This is a genomic window from Rummeliibacillus pycnus, assembly GCF_050459865.1.
Classification (GTDB): domain Bacteria; phylum Bacillota; class Bacilli; order Bacillales_A; family Planococcaceae; genus Rummeliibacillus; species Rummeliibacillus pycnus_B.
In genome coordinates, this window is record NZ_JBCMNM010000016.1 from 39,858 (window position 1) to 58,299 (window position 18,442).

An 18,442-nucleotide genomic window follows, 5' to 3' on the forward strand; every position below is an offset into this window, starting at 1 on the left:
AAAATTTTTCATCGGCTCTTTTTTTACAAAAAAGTGATTTCGAGTGAAGCATAAGAGAACGTGCCTTCTACTGCGTTTTTAGGTAGAACAGTTTCCTTATATTTATTTGTTATTTCCAAGTGAATCCTTTATTGGCTAAGAATTCTTTTATAAATGGACGACGCTGTTCGATTAAGAAGTCAGCCATTTGTTTTGTCCAATTGGCCATTTTTTGATTTGAAGAACGACTCGCATAATATTTTTCCAATGTAGCATCGTATTCATCTAATAGTTGATCGTATTTTTCTACATCGTAACCATTTTCGTGCAGTACAGCATCTAATGGAAGACGAGGTTTTGTTTCATTACGTTTCGTAGGTTTACCAATTGTCATCGCGAATAATGGGAAGACATAATCCGGTAAATTGAATAATTCGCTAATTTCCTCTGGTTTATTACGTGCACCGCCAATATAGCAAATACCATAGCCTTCTGCTTCTGCTGCAATAACAAAGTTTTGTGCAAATAGAGATACATCTGCCACACCTGCAAGGACATTTTCAGCAGAGTCGGCTACAATTTCAACACCTTGTTTTTTACCAGCTACTTGCAAGCGTTTAAAGTCTACGCAGAATAAGAAAGCGGCTCCTGCAGTTTGGAATTGGAAAGCATTATTGGATAGTTCGCCAAGTTTTTGTTGCTTCTCTTTATCTGTAACCCAAATAACACTATAAGCTTGGATAAAGTGTGAGGATGCAGCCATTTGAGCCGTTTCAATTAAATCTCTCACGACTTCTTTTGGAATTGTTTCACCTGTATATTTTCGGACAGATGTATGACTACGTAATAGTTCTTTCACCATAATGAAATTCAGCTCCTTTAATATGTAAGTATCTTTTTCATCATAAGGGATTTTATTGAAAGTAGCTACTAATACCGCTTTATCTTGAGGATCCTGAAAAACTATTTTATTACTCATTTTCAAATTATTATTCCACTAGTATCTGAAGTGGAATCAGCTTCGCTATCCACGGGCGAAGGCTGAGGCCGTGCCCGCGGAAAGCGTCCGCCTGAAACGGAAATCGATATAGTTAACTTTTTCACTGTCCTCCTAAAAAAGCGAGAAAGTTTTGTAAGACTTTCTCGCTTTTTTCATGCTATTCGTTCGTTTCAAAATCATCAGTCGATATCTTAAAGTAACCCAATCCATTTCCAATAAGTAGCGCTGAACAATAGAATCAGTAAATAACCTACGACTGTAAGTGGTATACCTGATTTTAAGAAATCTTTTACTGTAAACGCACCTGTTCCGTATGCAAGCATATTTTGTGGAGCACTTACTGGTAGTAAGAAACCGAAGCTAATAACAAATTGTTGGATGATAACAAATCCAATATTATTCGCATCAATATTAATTGTTGTTGTCAATGCGATAAAGATGGGAATCAGAGCAGAAGATAGACTCGTTGCACTGGCAAAACCAAGATGAATTAGGATGGTAAACGCTGATACTAAGGCAATCGTTGCTAAAATTGGCATATGTTCTAAGCCAAGTGAACCAAATACCTTCATAGATAACCATTGAGCCCCTTGTGTATCTAGTAACACCGTGCCAAGTGAAATACCTACTGCAAAAACGATAATTGTTCCCCAAGGAATTAATCTCTCTACTTGTTTCCAATCGAAAACACCAATTTTAGGCGTTAATAAAATGGCTATCGCAATAATAGTGACTGTTGTTGTATCAAATGGATGTAATTTACCTTCTGTTGCCCAAAAGAATAATAAAATTAATGAGATGATAATTAAACGAATTTCAGCTGCTTTAATAGGTCCAAGTTCTTTTAATTGTGATTGAATTAACGCTTTTCCGCCTTCAATTTTTTGAGTCTCAGGTTTAATTAAATGAATCATTACAAAGAATAATAGTATAGACATAATAATAGAGAATGGAGCAGCATACATAAACCATTCGCTCCAGGATACATCTACATTAAACTCTTTGTTGATAAAGCTTAAAGCTACCATATTTTGCGCTGCAGCTGTTTTTATGCCAACATTCCAAATAGAGACAGCTTGTACAGAGGTAATGACTAATAATGCTGCAAGCTTACTATCTTTTGGAAGACCAAATGCAGCGACCATCCCAAGTAAGATTGGTATAACTGCTCCTGCCCTAGCGGTAGCGCTTGGTACAAAAAATGCTAAAATAATCGAAACAATAATTGCCCCAAAAACAATACTTTTTGTTTTAGTACCGACCAGCGATAAAATCCATAAGGCAAGTCGTTTATGCAAATTAGTTGCCTGCATAGCAACTGCTAAAAATAGAGCAGCGGCAACTAGTGCAACAGCAGAATTACTGAATCCACCTAAAGCCATCTTCAAGGCAGCTGTAGTACCATACTCTAACGAAGGATCTTCAAGTGTTGGTGCTAAACCAATGGATATGGCTGTGATGGCGATAATCATAGTAGCACTAACTGGATAAGAAACAGCCTCTGTTACCCATAAAATAATGGCAAATCCAAGAATAGCTAAACTTCGTTGCCCAGCTATAGGAAGGTTTCCGCTGTTTGGCCAAAATGTAATAACAATTAGTACAGTAAATGCAAGACCAATCCACAATGGCTTTAGATTTCTTTTCTTTTTAGCTTCATCCATTATTATCATCCCTTTCTTTTGCTTCCATTATAAGGTAAAAGAAACAGAGGGAATGCATAAAATATGACGAAAAAAGGAAAATGAGAGAATGTATTTTATTTATATAGTAAATATTTTTTCTCTTTTATACAGCTGTAGAAATGTTTTTACCAAGTAAGAAAGTTTAGTTGAAAAAGAGAAAATGTTGTATTCATTTTTTTTGCCAAAAAATGAAACAGATAAATTCCTTTATTAAAATAATTAAAAATTCAGAAAAAAACATTGACATTTATTCTAGGAATCTTCTATACTTAGTCAACAAGATGGAACATAATCAAATAACCTTTATCAAGAGCGGCGGAGGGAAAGGCCCTACGATGCCCAGCAACCAGTAAGTAACACTTGCTACGGTGCTAATTCCTACAGGTTCAAATCGAATCTGAAAGATAAGGGGAGGATAATGCTAATTAACCCCTCTTCTTACGTGAAGAAGGGTTTTTATTTTTATAAAAACTCTTTTACACACCTCCGTTTTCCATCTAAACATTTAACTTTTAGGAGGAATTAAAATGACAGAATTACGTAAAGAGACTTTAGCAGTACGTGGTGGTCAAACACCTGATCCAACAACTGGAGCGATAGCAGTACCTATTTATCGCACAACAGCTTATAAATTTAACGATTCTGAACACGCACGTAAATTATTTGCACTAGAAGAAAGCGGCAATATCTATTCTCGTATTATGAATCCAACCGTTGATGTTTTCGAAAAACGTATCGCATTACTTGAAGGAGGTACAGCAGCAGTTGCCTTGTCTTCAGGGATGGCAGCTATTGCATTTTCAATTTTAAATATCGCTCGTGCAGGCGATCATATTGTCTCAGCAGCTAGTATTTATGGTGGTACTTATAATCTATTTGCGAACACATTGCCCCGCTATGGCATTACAACAACATTTGTTGATGAAAAAAATAATGCAGAATTTGAAGCAGCAATACAAGAAAATACAAAGGCTATTTATGCTGAGACCATTGGTAATCCAAGTCTTTCAATAGTGGATATTGAAGCATTAGCTGAAATTGCACACAAACATGAAATTCCATTAATTATCGATAACACATTTGCTTCACCTGTAGGTTGCAATCCAATTGAATTTGGTGCAGATATCGTTGTACATTCTGCAACGAAATGGATTGGTGGTCATGGCACAACAATTGCTGGTGTAGTAGTCGATGCTGGAAAATTTGATTGGACTCGTGGCAAATTCCCTGATTATACAGAGCCAGATGAATCTTACCATGGTTTACGTTATGGTATTGATACTGCAAATGCAGCATTTGCAACGCGTCTACGTGTCCAATTATTACGTGACTTTGGTCCAACACTTAGCGCTGACGCAGCATTCAATTTACTACAAGGGTTAGAAACACTACATTTACGTGTTCCATATCATAATGAAAACGCTCGAAAGGTAGCAGAATATCTTCAAGGAAATGACCAAGTAGAATGGGTGCATTACAATGGATTCGAAGATAGTGAATTTGCTGCTAATGCAAATAAATACTTAAAAAATGGTTACGGCTCAGTACTTACATTTGGTATCAAAGGTGGTCGAGAGGCAGGTCGTCAGCTAATCGATAATATTGAATTGTTCTGCCATGTAGCAAATGTAGGAGATGCTCGTTCATTAATCATTCATCCTGCATCTACAACACATCAACAAATGAATACAGAAGAACTAGTAAAAGCTGGAGTTCCAGAAGAATTAGTACGTCTTTCAATAGGCTTAGAAGCAGCCGAAGATATTATTGAAGCATTAGAAGCAGCATTTACAAAAGTGAACACTCCGACACCTGCAAAATAATTAACTGAACCTTCACTCAAGAAGGGATCTTGATTTGCCTTTAATATAGGAAAAAAATTCTCGGGTAAGAATGATATGGAAGGGTGACGCATTTATAGCGATCACTCTTTTCTTTTCTCGAAAGGAACGGGGAATTTTTATGTATTTTGAAATTTAGTAAATTCCATCAAACCAACGATGTAAGCGATTTTCGTGACCTCCCTAAAAAAACATTTGTCCTTCCTGGAGAGATTTTTCTTGTAATATATCCGTATGTAGTCTAAAATCATCAATAAGTTCAATAATTTAGAATTTTTTAAGGTGTACAGGGTTACCTGTCCATCACATTTAAAAAGTACATGAAATGCGTAAGATATATGATAGTACGCAATTATAAATATAGGGAAGAAAAAATTTGGAGGCGAGTTATATGACAACAGTGAAGGTGGCAATTCTAGGTTTTGGCACAGTTGGTCAAGGTATTTATCGTATTGTCAATGAGAAGCGAAAGCAATTTAAAAATACTTTAGGTGTAGATATTGAAGTCGCTAAAATTCTTGTAAGTAATGTGAACAAACCACGTCCACATGCTCCAAAAGAATTACTTACGGACAATTTCGAAGATATTTTAGCAATTCCTAACTTAGAAGTTGTTTTTGAAGCAATCGTTGGCGAAGAACCTGCATTCAAATATTTATCTCAAGCAATTGAAAAAGGCGTTAACGTTATTACAGCAAATAAAATTATGTTCTCAAAATACGGTTTATCATTACAAGAAAAAGCGAAACAATATGGTGTACAGGTCGGTTACGAGGCTACTGTAGCTGGTGGGGTACCCGTTATAAAAACAATGCAAAACATCCTACGTGTGAACCAAGTAAATCATATTCAAGGAATCTTAAATGGTACTTCAAATTATATTCTTACTCAAATGCGTAGTGAAGGAATGCCATTCGATGAAGCATTACAAGATGCTCAACGATTAGGTTATGCAGAAGCTGATCCATATCATGATATTTCAGGTCAAGATCCATTCCGAAAACTCATGATTTTAAGTGCATTGGCATTCGGAGAACAACCAAACTGGGACGATGTAGATGTTCATGGTATTACGAGTATCACAGCTGAACAAGTGGAAGATGCGAAAGAAAAAGGTTTACGTTATCGCCATGTAGCGGATGTTCGTCGTGATGAAGCAACTGGCAAAATCATTGCAACAGTAGGTCCACAATTAATTGATTCAGAGCATCCATTATATTCTATCGAAGGTGTAAACAATGCAGTAGCATTAGATACAAACTATATCGGCACACTTACATTAGTTGGTCCAGGTGCAGGAATGTTCCCAACTGCAAGTGTGATGGTTGAAGACTATGCCAATATGCTAGTAAAAGCACCTGCAGTCGTATCAATTTAAGTCGTTAATAATTCATAAGTTTTTCATTTATTTATACTTAAGAATATGTAAAAAATCCCTTTTGAGATTTAAAAGGAATTATTATTATGCACTTATATATGGTTACGTGAAGCGGGATAAAATCAATAGTATCCAGTTACAAAGATGAAATAGAAAGGGCGTCTATAAACAACTAATGTTGTATATAGATGCCCGATTTGTTTTATTAGTCTTCGTCTTTAATATCAATATCTTCAGGAATCGGCGTGTTTTTCCATATTTCAATTTCTTCTTTTATTCTTTCAAGCTGCTCGTGGTATCGATCGAATTGATCACTACTAATTAAAAATTGTTGACCGTCATGAACGGCACGAATGCGGCCTTCTAAAACATAACGCATCACTTGATGTTCCGGCATAGAAATTTCCTTAGCTGTATCCGCAACTGTTTTGTACATAGCGTTAGGCCTCCTTTTGCATCATTATAATAGAAGAAAAGTTTATCCTCAACTTTCAGAATATAGGATATATTTTAATGATAATAAAGGAATATTTATCTAAATCCGGAATTATTATATTGTGGTGTAGAAGGGGATGGGGATGATGAATATTTTACCGTATGTTCTTGTGTTATTGGCTGCTATTCTCTGGGGAACAGTTGGTACAACGCAAACATTTTTAACAGATGGTATACAGCCTTTAACCATAGCAACAATGCGTTCAGGAATCGGTGGGGGAGTGCTGCTGATTTTTGCAATTGCGTTGAAGAAAATCCAATTTCGCCATTGGTCTTGGAAATTTACATTTTATGCAGCACTTTCAATGGCTCTTTTCCAGCCTTTATTTTTTACATCTGTACGCTTAACAGGGGTAGCCATTGGTACTGTTGTGACGATTGGTAGTTCTCCTATATTCGCTGGGTTGATTGAATGGCTATATTTTAAAAAGAGACCAACTCGCAAATGGGGGATGGCAACAGTATTAGCAATCGTTGGTTGTGTACTTCTTTTTGTGAATAAAGGAGAAGCAACAGTCAATCCATTAGGCATTGGTCTAGCGTTATGTGCAGGAATTGCATTTGCGACTTATACACATGTGAGTAAGTCGTTAATGGATAAAGAAGAAGCTTTACCTGCAGTGGCAATGACATTCTCAATGTGTGGATTGTTATTATTACCAATTGCATTAATCTTGGGGCTTGATTGGGTGACGCAAAGTGCAAATTGGCCACCACTATTGTTTATGGGCGTATTCGGAACAAGTATTGCGTATGTATTATTCTTAACAGGCTTACAAAAGATTCCTTCATCATCTGCTGTAACGTTATCTTTGGGTGAGCCGTTAACTGCGGCTTTGCTCGGTGTATTCTTAGTTGGTGAATATTTAAGCGTTGCTTCTTGGATTGGTGTGGCAATGTTGCTTGGAGGAATCATTGTGATTACATTTGGTGGACGAACAAAAAGTATTTCACAAATGGAGGCTAGTATAGAATAATTTGTGGATAAACTGTTTTAGAAGTCGATGAAGGCTTTTAAAACAGTTTTTTTGTGGATAACTTTCTGAAAAAAACAGTGTAATCCTGTAAAATATGAATAACTAAATAAAAAATCTTAAGAATTTCTTCATTTTTTTAATCACTACTTTTTAAGATTTGGTCTATAAAATTATATACATAAAGAAAAACAAAGAAATGAGGTATGAAGATGTCGTCGTATACAATATTAGTAACAGATGACGATCAAGATATTCGAGATGGCATTGAAATCTATTTAAAAAACGAAGGCTATAACGTCTTAAAAGCTTCGAATGGCGTAGAAGCACTTGAACAGTTAATGGAGCATGAAGTGCATTTAATTATCTTGGATATTATGATGCCAAAACTAGATGGTATTCAAACAACATTTAAAATTCGAGAAGAACGTAATATCCCTATTATTATGCTAAGCGCTAAAGTAGAGGATTCAGACAAAATCCATGGATTATCGGTTGGAGCAGATGACTATGTAACAAAGCCATTCCATCCGTTAGAACTGATGGCTCGAGTGAAATCCCAGTTACGACGATATGTGAAATTAGGGACGTACAATGAGCAACAAGGGAAAGTCATGGTAGGAGGACTATCACTAGACCAAGATGCAAAGGAAGTATCGCTAGATGGCGAACCGATTAAGTTAACGAAAATCGAATATAACATTATAGAACTTCTATTAAAAAATGCCGGGCGAGTCTTCTCTATTTCAGAAATCTATGAGCGCGTATGGAATGAACCAGCATACAATGCGGATAATATCGTGGCCGTACACATACGGAAAATAAGAGAAAAAATCGAAGTGGATTCAAAGAATCCAAGATACTTAAAGGTGGTGTGGGGAATTGGTTACAAAATTGAAAAAGCATAGTGCATTCATTTGGTCTTTAATCGCACTCATTATGGCATTATGTAGTTTACTTTATTGCTTAACCTTTATTTTCCATACGATGGATTTTAGTTTTGCAAAGACATTTGCACAACTAACACGTGCGATTGGGGGAGTGTAACATGAGAAAATCTAAAAACACCGTATTACTCTCCTTAATCTGTATGATTCTGATTGGAGGATTTACTCTTTTAGAGTATGGTAATCAATATTTTGGAAAAAACTTTTTTGAATCCGATTCTTTTCAAACATACTATTATAATTTTACCGATAGAATTGGACCTCTTGTTCTAAATCCATTAGATGCAGCACAAGCAAAAAAGAATGTTCGAGTGACAAGCTCGGAAATTGAGGAATACCGAAATTATTATGGTAGCTTAAGTGAACAAATTGCCAATATCAATGAGCAATATAAATACAAAATAGAAGAGGCGAAAAATGCAAAAGCAACATCAGTTGAAAAAGCCCTCATCACAGAACGAGACAAAAAGATAAAAGATATTACAAAGAACTTTGAAGATGATGACTATGTATTTGATAAAATTGTGAAGATAAAGGAAGAAGAAATAGATCAGTATGAAAAAAGTTTAGAGGGACGAAAACAAGAATTTCTAAATAACTATGATTATTTTTCCTATGAATTAACTGATTTAAAAACAGGTCAAACGTTTACTTCAGGGAATTATTTACAAGGCGATGCTGTTTACACGCGTAAATACAATAAAAACCAAAATGGATTGTACACTTCTACGATTGACAATACTTATAGTTCAAATGTAGATGATAATAAAATTTCATTTTATATAACAGATTTAGTACCGAATACAAAGCATCAATATTCAGGAGAAATCCGCATCACCAAGTCAGCATTTATGAATTCGGAACTCTATCATGAATATAAAGATTTTAAGTACCATCAAAGATTATTAGTGTTTACATGGGTTTTAAGTTTATTATCAATCATTGCATTATTTTTCTATAGACCTTTGAAATTAGAAGTGAAAGAGGAAACTCCAATACTACGCACTATACGAAAATGGCCGATTGATGTAAGAGTAATATGTCTTCTTGTCATTGGTTGGGGTATCATAATTGATTTATTTATCTTATCTGATCATCTAACACTTGCAAGTTTTACGAATATATTTTCATTTATAGCTGTTCTAATTGTTGGCATTCTAGTGCTATATCTATTAGTGTGGTTTGTTTTGATGCAGTTGATGTTCTTGATAGAAGATATGAAAACTGAAGAAAAACGTTTAAGAGCTTATAAAAAGTCCGTTAGTTTACATGTTGCACAGAATCTTAGAAATTTGTTTTTATCTATGAGTATTGGATTACAATCAATAGCTCTTCTAGTTATTGTTTTTTTATCGGGATTAGGGATTGTAGGGGCAGTTTATAATGGAGGATTATTGCTAATCTATATCTTATTATTCTTTACAATTGCTTTACCTGCTGTTCTTATTTTCTTATTGCGTATGGGCTATTTAAATAAAATCATGAAGCAAACAGAGGATATGGCAGAAGGACGATTAAACAGCGAGATTAAAGTTCGAGGTAAATCGGTTTTTGCTAAACATGCTGCTAATTTAAATCGTTTGCGCGAAGGGGTTCGCACTTCTTTATCAGAGCAGGCAAAAAGTGAACGTTTAAAAACGGAGCTGATCACAAATGTAAGCCATGATTTAAGAACACCACTAACTTCTATTATTACGTATACTGATCTATTAAAAAATCCAGATTTAACAGAAGATGAGCGTAATAGCTATGTAGCGATTTTAGATAAAAAATCACAGCGATTAAAAACGCTGATTGAGGATTTGTTTGAAGTTTCAAAAATGGCTTCAGGTAATATAGAATTACAAAAGCAAAAGGTAAATTTAAATCAGCTACTGCAACAAGCTCTTGGTGAACATGAAGAAGACATGGAAAAAGCTGCAATGGATTTCCGAGTTCATATAACAGATGAGCAGTTAATAGCATATGTTGATGGTCAAAAATGGTGGCGTGTATTGGATAATCTAATCATCAATGCATTAAAATACACACTAGAAGGAACGCGTGTCTATATTTCATTGGACAAAGTAGACCAACATGCACAATTTGTAATCAAAAATATAACGAAATATGAGCTAGGAGACCAAAATGTAGAGGAGTTATATGAACGCTTTAAACGTGCAGATACATCTCGCCATACAGACGGATCAGGTTTAGGTTTAGCCATAGCACAATCTATTGTCGATATGCATAATGGTAGCATGGATATCACTGTAGATGGGGATTTGTTTAAGGTAATTGTTAATGTTCCTGTTGTATAAATATCAAGAGTAATAGGTTATTGTTACAAGTCAACCATTAAAGCTCAATCCTAAAAGGAAAATTTTGCTGAAAATAAAAAGCGGAAACGTAAGAATGGATAAAGTTATATCCAACATTCTTACGTTTTTTCTTTCGAGTACTACTTTAAACAGCTCTATTTTATTTTTTAGTAAATTAAGATAAATCTTCCCATGATTTAATATTTTTCATGGCACACATTGCCTCAGTAGCCAGTTGGAAATAATAACATGCTTTTATATATTCATTTTGTTCACATAATAAATTGCCAAGCAATGTAGTATATTTATATACGTTTTTGAAGTCTTGTGTTAGTCGGAAGAAATCAATAGCGTTAACGATGAGGCTTTCATCAAAATTATTTAGATGATGTATTATTTTGTAAATATTAAAATGATAGATGTATTCTTTTGCGGGTTCTTCTATGGAATAATCTTCTATCAGTTGTAAACCTTTTTGGCACCATGTCTCGACACTCGTCGAATTATTTAGCTTGGAATATTCTTTGACCATAGAATGGATGGTGATAAGAATACGCATTGGATCTTTTTTGACAGCTAAACTTTTTCTGTAATAAGAAATAGCTCCTCTGGAATCGCCTTCTAAAGCATATAAGAATCCTAAATTTTGATAGATGAGACCATAATTTCCCTCTAAATTATATTTAGTACACAAATCATAGCAATTATCGAAGATTTCGAGAGCATAATTATAATGGCCATTTTGCATATGAGATAGCCCTAATCTAATATAACAGTTAACTATTTGTTGATGATAACCCAATTCGGTATATAGAGTTAAAGCTTGCTTTGCATACTCAATCGCATTAAATGTTCGATAGAGCTTATGATATACAGTGCTTAGCATAAGGTAATATTCAGCTTTTTCATCTTTAATTAGCTGAATTTTCTGAAGTAATAATCCAGCCTTTTCAAGAAAAGACAATCCAGTTTTATATTTTTTGGAACGATGGCAATATAAATAACAATTCGTGTAATAGAAAAACATTTGTCGATCATTTAAGTTTTCTTCCATTGTCTTAAAAGCGTTTAGTAGTGTATCAATTTTTTCTAGAGGTTCGTCAGATAATAATAACATTCGGAATAGACTTAAATTAAAGGAGTAAAAATTTTCTACTTTGCTGAATTCTAAATTCATGGACTGATAATGTTCTATTGTTTGTTTTATTTCGGATGGATCATTCTTTAACATGACTTTTTTCATTACATTATAGCTATCTTCCATAAATTGTTCTTCATCTACGTCAATATAACAATCTAAATTAATATGTAATCGTTTAATTAAAGCGTTCTTCACTTCATCTTGTGGAATTTGTTTGCCACTTTCAATTTTGCTTAGATAAGAAGTAGAACAAATATCTTGGGCCAATGCTTTTTGCGTTATTTGTTGTTTAAGGCGTTCAGATTTTATGATATATCCAATATTTTTCATAATAGTCCTTTCGAATTTTGTACTATTTAGAATTATTACATGATTATAAAGGAATTTGAATCGGTAGAAAGGTGGATTTTAGGCAAACTATTTACAAATTTGCGAAATTATTATCAATTAAAGGAAGAAATAGGGAAAAACCACCCATTTTTGAGTGGTTTTTCCCTATTTAATAGGAACTAGTTGATGATTGAATGCATAAACAACGGCTTGAGTACGATCTTGTACTTCCAATTTGGAGAGAATATTACTTACATGGGTTTTGACCGTCTTTAATGCGATAAACAGTTCGTCTGCAATATCTTGATTTGCTTTTCCCTGAGCCATTAATAAAAGAATTTCATGTTCACGTTCTGTTAAATCCTCATGAAGTGGCTTATTTTTGTGACGCATTCGTTGCATCATCTTATTTGTTACTTCTGGCTCTAAAATAGGCTGGCCACCATATGTACTTCGAATGGCTTCAGCAATTTGCTTGGCATTTGTTGTTTTTAGAAGATAGCTGATTGCTCCAGCTTCTAGAGCGGGATATACCTTGTCATCATCTAAAAAGCTAGTGACAATCATTATTTTCGCTTCTGGCCACTGTTTAATAATTGCTTCTGTTGCTTCAGCGCCAGTCATAATTGGCATTACCATATCCATTAAAATAATATCTGGGCGATGTTTTAGCGCTAGATCAACAGCTTCCTTACCGTTTGAGGCCTCTGCAACAACTGTCATATCAGGTTGTGCTCGTAAGTATGCAGAAACGCCAATACGCACCATTTCATGATCATCAGCTAATAGAATCTGAATCATTTTTTAAAAGCTCCTTTTCAATTGGAATTTGGATTTCAACTACTGTACCTTGTGATGGAACAGATACGATTTTACATGTTCCTCCGATTTCAACGGCGCGTTCTTCAATATTGTGTAATCCATAGGAACCTGTTTTTTCATTGATTTTATTAAAGCCAATACCATTATCTTGTACTCGAAAGATTACACGCTCATTTCGTTCGACAAGTAATAACTCTAATTCTGTTGCCTTTGCATGTCTTAATGTATTAGATAAGGTTTCTTGTGCAATTCGGAATAAATGATCCTCAGCCCCTTTGGATAGATGGACTTTTTCCAATCGATATTTAATCGTAAAGGCTACCTTTTGCTGTAATTCAACTAATAGATCTTCCATACCTTGTGACAATGATTTATTTTTTAAGGCAACAGGGCGAAGGTGAAGTAATAGTGCTCTCATTTCAAGCTGCGCTTGTTGAACAATTTGTTCAGTTTGTGTGAGCGTAGTTTTTGTATGATTAGGTAAATCCTCAGATGCCGTTTCATTAACTGTTGAAAGAAGCATAGAAGCAGCAAATAATTGTTGCGAGACAGAATCATGAAGTTCTCTTGCTAAACGTTGTCTTTCCTGAATAATCTGCTCTTGAATGATTTGGTCTTGATTAACCGCTTTATCATTTGTTAGCTTTTGCAGGCTTTTACGCTGTGTACTGATTAATTCCTTAGTGTCTATTAATGACTTTTGCAAACTAGCATTTACTTCAAATGTTTCATGTGGAATAATGTCATTTTTTAAGACATTTTGTAAAGCTTGCTCGAATTGTCGCTCTTTTTGCTGTACTAATAGCAAACTCCAAGAAGAGATACAAATGCTGAAAATGAAAAGTAAGATAATGAATAAAATAGCAATTGGTAAATTCCAATAATTGGTCGTCCATAGAATTTCCCAATTGGCAAAGTTTGAACCATATAGGATAAAGAAAATCGTAGTTAGAATAATCATTTCAAAGAAGAAAAAGCTAATCGCTCGTGTCAAAAATTTGGTCATTGGCGAATCACCTCAACATCTCCCAAAAATGTTGAAACGGTAATAATTAGTTCGGAACTTGCTTCTTCAATATGTTCATAACCATCACGAAGTGTAAGGGTATCGTGCCAAATGCGTGGGAAAGTCGTTCCAAAACATTTTGCATCACCAACAAAAGTATTGTAATGAAGACGAACAGGTACTTCATAAGGGACAATAATCCGAACTTTTCCAAATCCTTGGCGAATGGAAATAAGCGAAGTTCCCTTTGGTAATACGGTTTGGGTAGTATCAATATGCAAATCACCTACAAGACTTTGAATATGCACATCTTGCCACTCATAAGATTGTAATGGCGTACTTTGAAATGAAAAAAAATGGTTTTTAATCGGTTGACCAACTGTTTTTTGAGATACGGGCTTTGCAAATGAAATCTGAATCGGATCACCTTTTTTCATTTGCCATAACACATAAATTAAAGTAGTTACTACGATAATTCGTAAGCTCCACATGGACATGAGTGTAATCGCTACACAAAATACGCCGACCCAAAAAAGCCATTTCCGTCTTTTACGTATGCTTATATATATGAAAAAAGCACCCATAATCGCAAACATGAAACTGCCATTATCAAAGAATGTAGATTCTATAAAAATAAGCAAGAAAGCAGAAATCGCAAGCGTTGTCAGTTTGTTTGTTGAAAAATGAGTCATTGGTGGCCTCCTTTTAAAAAATAGGCTTTGTTTAACTAAATTAAGGATATATTAATTTTTCGCTGTAGGTCTCGTCTGGTTTGTTTTCCCATAGTAGTCGTCTTTTTTCGCTCAATTAAAATTAAATTCCATAACAAAGCCAAACAATAAATGAGAAAAAGAGAAGGACATCCTTCTCTTTTTTAGTATAACGATAGTCCTGTGGAAGTCTAGCTATTGTAGTAATTCTGGCGTCTCTTTTTTTGTTGCTTGTTTTTCAAGTAGTGCTAGACGTTCTTCCATAGAAGTTACCTCATGCTCACGGTCGATTTTTTGACCAAGACGTTCAATATAGTTTTCCATTTCATCAAATGAATTAAGTCTTTTATTACTATTGCTAGTAGACTCTGGATTTAGGATGTGATCCATTTGGTTATGTGCACGAACTACATTTTCTTTTCCCATCAGTTGCAATTGACGGACTTTCATATCTTTAATCTTGTGTTTCATTTCTTCATATTTACGTTCAAGACCAAATAGTTCTTCAGTAGTCTTATCGATACTATCTCTTAAAACAATACTGCGTTGTGTATATGTTTGAATTTCTTGTTCTGCAAAACTAATTAAATCTTGTTCACCACTTAATTTTGCAAGTTCTAATTGTTTTGAACGTTTGTCATGCATTTCCATTGTTTCTTCAAGTTCTTTTTCAAGCTTTTGTTTCAGTTGGCCTTGTCTTTCTAACCATTTACCTGTTTCTTCTGTTTGTTTTTCTGCTTCGCGGACATATTGATTTAACATCGCTATTGGATTTTTTTCTTCTTTCTTATCGAACAAATGATGAAGATCTGCCTCTATAGTATATTTTAATCGTTGTAATAAGTTGACCATGGTTGATACCCCCTGTTATTTTGTTAGTTCTTTCCATTGATTTTCAAAATTTGTGAATGGGTCATCCTTTTTTGGAGCAAAGAAAGAGTTGCTATAATCTTCTGAGCCATTCCATTTACGGACGATGAACCATAAAATCGCAATTGCAGCTAAGCCGATAAAACCTGGAATATTTGCAGTAGATGTTAATAATCCAGCAATGGCAACAAGTGCCCAAACAACTTTTGAAAAAGTAGAATTACTTTTTAAATAGAAGTGAATACCTGCAAATAAAATTGCTGCTGAAATAGCTAAACCTACTAAAGCTCCTAAAGAACTTAAAATTGTAATGGCAGCGATTCCGCCTATGATGAATAAACCAAATTTCTTCATTGGTTATTTCCTCCCTTCGTTTGTACCTTTATGATACCCAGAATTTTGATTCGTCCAAACGGGCTGGAAGTGGATTTTAATCTAGGTCTTGAGACTGAGAGCATCTACGACTGGTTATAATTGAAGTGAATGGTGTTTTATTTGTAAAATGTCTACAGGAAATGAATATCGGCTCGAAAAGAGGTATGTCAATAATGAAAAGAAGAGTGATAGTAGGTTTCGTATTTTTCGTTTTATATAATGCAATTGTCTATTATCTTGGATGGAATGTTTACCATTGGTTAGAATTAGCTTTTCATATAAAGATGCCAATTGTTTTTTCGATTGTATGGTTGTACTTTGCTTATAGTGTTGTCATTAGTAATTTCAATGAACGTTTTAGAATAACGAAAGTAGTTAGTTGTTACTGGATGATTTTGATGGAGTACGGGCTTCTATTGTTCCCGATTGCAAACATATTGTTATGGCTCGTACCTTCATTTCATATGTTGTGGGTAGGTTATATAATTTTATTTATATTCATAGCCATTATAGGATTTGGTTCATATATGGCTTATTCTCCAGTTGTTCATAGGAAAACAATACAAATAAAAAAACAGAATCAAACAATTCAAAACTTCAGAATGGTTATTGCTTCTGATTTTCATCTTGGTATCTTATCCAATAAAAATCTTTTACAGAAATTTGTTATGCGTTCGAATGCTGAAAAACCAGATATTGTTTTTCTAGTAGGAGATATTGTAGATGATCATCCATATTGGTATAAAGCATACGACATGGATGAAGTCATGAAAACATTAACGGCTGCATACGGTATTTATGGTGTGTTAGGAAACCATGAATACTATGGAAAAGCAATTCCTACCTTTGTAAACGAAATGAAAAAATCAGGGGTACAAATTTTACGAGATGAAACAATTTGTATAGCGGATTCGTTTTATGTTACTGGAAGAGAAGACAAAACAAATAAAAGTCGCAAATCTCTACAACAATTATCTACAATGGTGAATACTCGATTACCTTGGATTGTTATGGACCATACCCCGTCAGATTTAGAAACGCCAGTCGAACTTGGGGTAGACGTACACCTTTCTGGACATACCCATTTAGGTCAATTGTGGCCAAATCAATGGATTACAAGAAAAACGTTTGAGCTTGATTATGGGTATCTATTGAAAAAGACGACACATATACTTGTTTCATCGGGATTCGGTTTTTGGGGACCTCCAATTCGCACTAATAGTAGAAGTGAAATGTGGGTAATTGATGTTGAACTGTACGATTAATTTAATAAAACTTTAAGATAGCTTCTCCTTCTATTATGTTATGATAGTTTTACTATGAATGTTGAAATCATTCAAAAATAAATAGAGAATAAGGAGATACTATGGACTTTTTAGAGTTGTTAAAATCCATTATTTTGGGTTTTGTAGAGGGTATGACAGAGTTTGCTCCGGTTTCATCTACTGGTCATATGATTATCGTTGATGATATGTGGTTGAAAACGCCAGAGTTTTTAGGAGAAGCTTCTGCAAATACATTTAAAATTGTTATTCAGTTAGGATCCATCCTAGCCGTTGTTGTGGTCATGTGGAAACGAATGCTGAGCCTTGTCGGTTTATATAAAATAGAAGGACAAAAACCACATCATCGATTCAATTTACTACATGTTATTATTGGCGTAATTCCTGCAGGTGTATTAGGGGTATTATTAGAGAATTTTATCGATAGTCATTTATTTGGTATTAAACCCGTTATCTTTAGTCTTTTCGTTGGAGCAATATTTATGATTATAGCAGATAAATTTGGACCAAAGAGACCGAAAGTTACTTCATTAGATGATTTATCCTATTCACAAGCCTTTAAAATCGGCATAATTCAATGCTTATCATTATGGCCAGGTTTTTCACGTTCTGGTGCAACTATTTCCGGTGGGGTATTACTTGGTTTAGACCATCGTACAGCATCCGATTTCACGTTTATCATGGCAGTACCAATTATGGCAGGTGCAAGTCTTTTATCACTTCTTAAACACTGGGATCAAATTAATTTTGGCGACATGGGCTTCTATGTAACTGGCTTTATCAGTGCATTTGTCTTTGCGCTTATTTCAATTAAGTTCTTCTTAAAATTAGTTTCAAGAGTAAAATTAGTTCCATTTGCCATTTATCGTATAGTATTAGCAATCGTACTAGCGATTATTGTATTTATGTAATCAAAAGATGGTGCTATTAATAGTACGTGGTTTAGTATTCGTTAAGAAACAATAGAATAGCTTACCAATTTTAAGACCAAATCATATACTGATTTGGTCTTTTTTTGCCTAATTAAATCGATTTCATAATGCTAAATTCAAAATTTATATAAACTAAAAATATTAATAGTATTAATCTGGTTTCTGTATGATGCGGAATTAGCTTCGCTTTCCGCGGGCGAGCGTTGAGCCTCCTCGTTCACTTCGTTCTCTGCGGGGTCTCACCTGTCTCGCTTTCCCGCAGGAGTCTGCGCTAATTCCACATCAATTAAGATAGCTGTACAAGATTCTTATTATAAATTTTCATCTTTTTTTACTTTTTTAATGCCTTTAAAAATTTCATGATATCCAATTAT

Annotated in this window: 17 protein-coding genes and 1 riboswitch; of the genes, 8 read left to right on the top strand and 9 right to left on the bottom strand. The window is 34.5% G+C overall.

The annotated features are described in order from the left end of the window. Positions 1-109: 109 nt before the first annotated feature. On the bottom strand, positions 110-841 hold the full coding sequence (locus ABE048_RS04000) for an NADPH-dependent oxidoreductase (RefSeq protein WP_430309310.1): 732 nt from the start codon (positions 839-841) through the stop codon (positions 110-112). Between the two features lie 329 nt (positions 842-1,170). Next, positions 1,171-2,643, bottom strand: a complete 1,473-nt coding sequence (locus tag ABE048_RS04005; RefSeq protein WP_430309280.1) for a DASS family sodium-coupled anion symporter — start codon at positions 2,641-2,643, stop codon at positions 1,171-1,173. A gap of 321 nt (positions 2,644-2,964) precedes the next feature. Next, positions 2,965-3,075, top strand: a riboswitch (SAM riboswitch). Between the two features lie 116 nt (positions 3,076-3,191). On the opposite strand from ABE048_RS04005, the gene ABE048_RS04010 reads away from it, so the two are divergent. Further along, complete coding sequence (locus ABE048_RS04010; RefSeq protein ID WP_430309282.1) at positions 3,192-4,487, top strand: O-acetylhomoserine aminocarboxypropyltransferase/cysteine synthase family protein; 1,296 nt, start codon at positions 3,192-3,194, stop codon at positions 4,485-4,487. Positions 4,488-4,896: 409 nt separating this feature from the next. Further along, positions 4,897-5,883, top strand: a complete 987-nt coding sequence (locus ABE048_RS04015) for a homoserine dehydrogenase (protein ID WP_430309283.1) — start codon at positions 4,897-4,899, stop codon at positions 5,881-5,883. Between the two features lie 205 nt (positions 5,884-6,088). Here ABE048_RS04015 and ABE048_RS04020 read toward each other — a convergent pair whose 3' ends face one another. Further along, entirely contained in the window at positions 6,089-6,319 is a 231-nt protein-coding gene (locus ABE048_RS04020) for a DNA-binding protein (protein WP_430309285.1), read from the bottom strand. Between the two features lie 145 nt (positions 6,320-6,464). Between ABE048_RS04020 and ABE048_RS04025 the strand changes: the two genes are divergently transcribed. The 4 genes from ABE048_RS04025 to ABE048_RS04040 all read left to right on the top strand — a co-directional run bounded on the left by ABE048_RS04025 (position 6,465) and on the right by ABE048_RS04040 (position 10,599). After that, on the top strand, positions 6,465-7,355 hold the full coding sequence (locus ABE048_RS04025; protein ID WP_430309312.1) for a DMT family transporter: 891 nt from the start codon (positions 6,465-6,467) through the stop codon (positions 7,353-7,355). Positions 7,356-7,564: 209 nt separating this feature from the next. After that, positions 7,565-8,260: a response regulator transcription factor gene (locus ABE048_RS04030; protein ID WP_430309287.1), complete on the top strand. Its 696-nt coding sequence runs from the start codon at positions 7,565-7,567 to the stop codon at positions 8,258-8,260. Then, on the top strand, positions 8,235-8,399 hold the full coding sequence (locus ABE048_RS04035; RefSeq protein ID WP_430309289.1) for a hypothetical protein: 165 nt from the start codon (positions 8,235-8,237) through the stop codon (positions 8,397-8,399). The genes ABE048_RS04030 and ABE048_RS04035 overlap by 26 nt, the downstream gene beginning before the upstream one ends. Before the next feature lies 1 nt (position 8,400). After that, entirely contained in the window at positions 8,401-10,599 is a 2,199-nt protein-coding gene (locus ABE048_RS04040; RefSeq protein WP_430309291.1) for a histidine kinase dimerization/phospho-acceptor domain-containing protein, read from the top strand. A 175-nt stretch (positions 10,600-10,774) separates the two neighbouring features. Here the strand turns inward: ABE048_RS04040 and ABE048_RS04045 are convergent, their stop codons facing one another. The 6 genes from ABE048_RS04045 to ABE048_RS04070 all read right to left on the bottom strand — a co-directional run bounded on the left by ABE048_RS04045 (position 10,775) and on the right by ABE048_RS04070 (position 15,832). After that, on the bottom strand, positions 10,775-12,070 hold the full coding sequence (locus tag ABE048_RS04045) for a tetratricopeptide repeat protein (RefSeq protein WP_430309293.1): 1,296 nt from the start codon (positions 12,068-12,070) through the stop codon (positions 10,775-10,777). A gap of 165 nt (positions 12,071-12,235) precedes the next feature. After that, on the bottom strand, positions 12,236-12,871 hold the full coding sequence (locus ABE048_RS04050) for a response regulator (protein WP_430309295.1): 636 nt from the start codon (positions 12,869-12,871) through the stop codon (positions 12,236-12,238). Further along, positions 12,849-13,898 (bottom strand): sensor histidine kinase, encoded by a 1,050-nt coding sequence (locus ABE048_RS04055; protein ID WP_430309297.1) that lies wholly within the window; start codon positions 13,896-13,898, stop codon positions 12,849-12,851. Before ABE048_RS04055 ends, ABE048_RS04050 begins: the two co-directional genes overlap by 23 nt. Continuing rightward, on the bottom strand, positions 13,895-14,590 hold the full coding sequence (liaF, locus tag ABE048_RS04060; RefSeq protein WP_430309299.1) for a cell wall-active antibiotics response protein LiaF: 696 nt from the start codon (positions 14,588-14,590) through the stop codon (positions 13,895-13,897). Before liaF ends, ABE048_RS04055 begins: the two co-directional genes overlap by 4 nt. Before the next feature lie 213 nt (positions 14,591-14,803). Continuing rightward, a complete protein-coding gene (locus ABE048_RS04065) occupies positions 14,804-15,460 on the bottom strand; it encodes a PspA/IM30 family protein (RefSeq protein ID WP_430309301.1) in 657 nt (218 codons plus the stop codon). A gap of 15 nt (positions 15,461-15,475) precedes the next feature. Further along, positions 15,476-15,832 (bottom strand): ABC transporter permease, encoded by a 357-nt coding sequence (locus tag ABE048_RS04070; RefSeq protein ID WP_430309303.1) that lies wholly within the window; start codon positions 15,830-15,832, stop codon positions 15,476-15,478. Between the two features lie 194 nt (positions 15,833-16,026). On the opposite strand from ABE048_RS04070, the gene ABE048_RS04075 reads away from it, so the two are divergent. Together ABE048_RS04075 and ABE048_RS04080 are read left to right on the top strand one after the other, a co-directional pair. Then, positions 16,027-17,118: a metallophosphoesterase gene (locus tag ABE048_RS04075; RefSeq protein WP_430309304.1), complete on the top strand. Its 1,092-nt coding sequence runs from the start codon at positions 16,027-16,029 to the stop codon at positions 17,116-17,118. A 101-nt stretch (positions 17,119-17,219) separates the two neighbouring features. Continuing rightward, on the top strand, positions 17,220-18,047 hold the full coding sequence (locus ABE048_RS04080) for an undecaprenyl-diphosphate phosphatase (protein WP_430309305.1): 828 nt from the start codon (positions 17,220-17,222) through the stop codon (positions 18,045-18,047). Positions 18,048-18,442 lie beyond the last annotated feature (395 nt).